At 61.2% G+C, this 1,780-nt stretch carries 1 protein-coding gene and 1 pseudogene; both read right to left on the bottom strand.

Annotation, left to right across the window (positions count from 1 at the left end; all coding sequences use genetic code 11):
- Positions 1–377: pseudogene (locus AWC25_RS00655) on the bottom strand (IS3 family transposase); the annotation flags it as partial.
- A gap of 124 nt (positions 378–501) precedes the next feature.
- Positions 502–1,347, bottom strand: a complete 846-nt coding sequence (locus AWC25_RS00650) for a PPK2 family polyphosphate kinase (RefSeq protein ID WP_264033935.1) — start codon at positions 1,345–1,347, stop codon at positions 502–504.
- Positions 1,348–1,780: the final 433 nt, after the last annotated feature.

The following is a 1,780-nucleotide window of genomic DNA, read 5'->3' as shown; positions in this document are numbered from 1 at the left end:
ACGGCGCGGGTCTTAGCCAGCTCCTGCTCCAGTCGCTGCTTTTCGGCTTGCAGCCAGGCGATCTGCTCGGCGGCCGGGTCGCGCCGTTTGCGCCCGCGCGGGGCGGCCAGCCCGGCCAGCGCACCGGCGTCGCGAGCTCGTCGCCACTCCACGATGTGGCTGGAATACAGACCTTCGCGCCGCAGCACCGCGCCTTTCTCGCCCTCGGGTGCTGCGTCGTAGGCAGCCAGAACCTCCAACTTGTACTTCACGGTGAACGTCCGCCGCCGGGCCCGCTCGGGCACCTCCGGATCGGGACGCTGCGTTGCATCATCAGCCACCCGACCAGGATCTTCCATCCCGGCCGCGCAGACCAACGTCGTCACCTTGCTTGCCATTTCGGGGAGTCTCTCCATCCCCGCCCTCAGGTCACTAATTGTCAGGGGGCGGGTGCCTCAACCCAGGTTGGCAGAGAGGGTGATTCAAGTGTCTCCGTGAGCCAAAGAGGTAAAGAGTGCAACACTAATCCGACTCGGCCAGTAACTCCGACTTGGCCCGCGCCAACGCGGCCTTAGCGACACCGGTGAGCTCGGGGTAGCGGGGGCCGAGCGAACTTAAGGTGTCGACCAGAATCGCAGAGATGGTCAGATGGGCGAACCACTTGTGATCGGCTGGCACTACGTACCACGGCGCCCGCTCGGTGCTGGTGTGGGAGAGCATGTCCGTGAACGCCTCCTGATATTGATCCCAAAAGGCGCGTTCCTTGAGGTCGTCGACTGAGAACTTCCAATTCTTCTCGGGGTTGTCGAGACGTTGCAGAAACCGCACCTTTTGCTCCCGTTTTGATACGTTGAGGAACAGTTTCACAATGACGGTGCCGGTCTCGTGCAGGTAGCGCTCCCAACTGTTGATCTCCTCGAACCTCCGCCGCCACAGTGCTTTCAGATCGCCGGAAGGTACCGGCGGATGCAGCTGGTCTGGGTGCACCCTCGTTACCAACACGTTCTCGTAGTGCGATCGGTTAAAGACAGCGATCCTCCCCCGCTCCGGTAGTACACGCTGGTGGCGCCACAAGTAGTCGTGTGCCAGCTCGGTGGGCGTGGGTGCCTTGAAGCTATACACATCCACGCCCTGAGGATTTAGCCCGCTCATCACATGTTTGATCGCGCTGTCTTTGCCAGCTGCGTCGATCGCCTGCAACACGATGAGCATCGCACGGTCGGCCTGCGCGAAGAAACGATCCTGCAATTCCTCAAAGACTACTTTGGCCTGCGCTAAGGCCGCTTCTCCGCTGTCTTTTGCGAGCTCGGGATCGTGCCGTTCCGGGTCGTAGGTTCCCACTAGATCCGCCCACGAGCCGGGCGTCACCCTCGCTGCATCGACCAAATGCCGCCACCTCACTGAGATTTGGCTCTCCTATCGTCCGGCACAGGTATCCTCACCGGGGGATACCTGGCCTTATAGCTCCGCAGTCGGTCCCGTCATCGACGGAATGTTTCCATGTCAACACCAGTGATGTCGTCTCGCGCACAGACCGAACCGGCCCGCGTCTAGATACCGCTCAGCTCGGCGCGGAGTTTGTCCAGGATGAGCGACTTATCGACGCATATCAACCCAACCAGTACGACGCGGTGAAAGTCATGAGTCATTTGACTTTCTATCGCTCGCGGCATTCCCCGTGGTCGAGGGTGCGCTAGCGTTGTCGGCGTTTGTCGTAGGCGTCGTGCCCTGACCGCGATTGTTTGATCCACGGCATATGAGAGTCTTGCGGCCCACGACGTGGGCGGGAAGGCTCGACAAG

Origin of the sequence: Mycobacterium sherrisii (genome assembly GCF_002102355.1) — a bacterium.
Classification (GTDB): domain Bacteria; phylum Actinomycetota; class Actinomycetes; order Mycobacteriales; family Mycobacteriaceae; genus Mycobacterium; species Mycobacterium sherrisii.
This window is presented reverse-complemented; position numbering and strand designations above follow the sequence as displayed.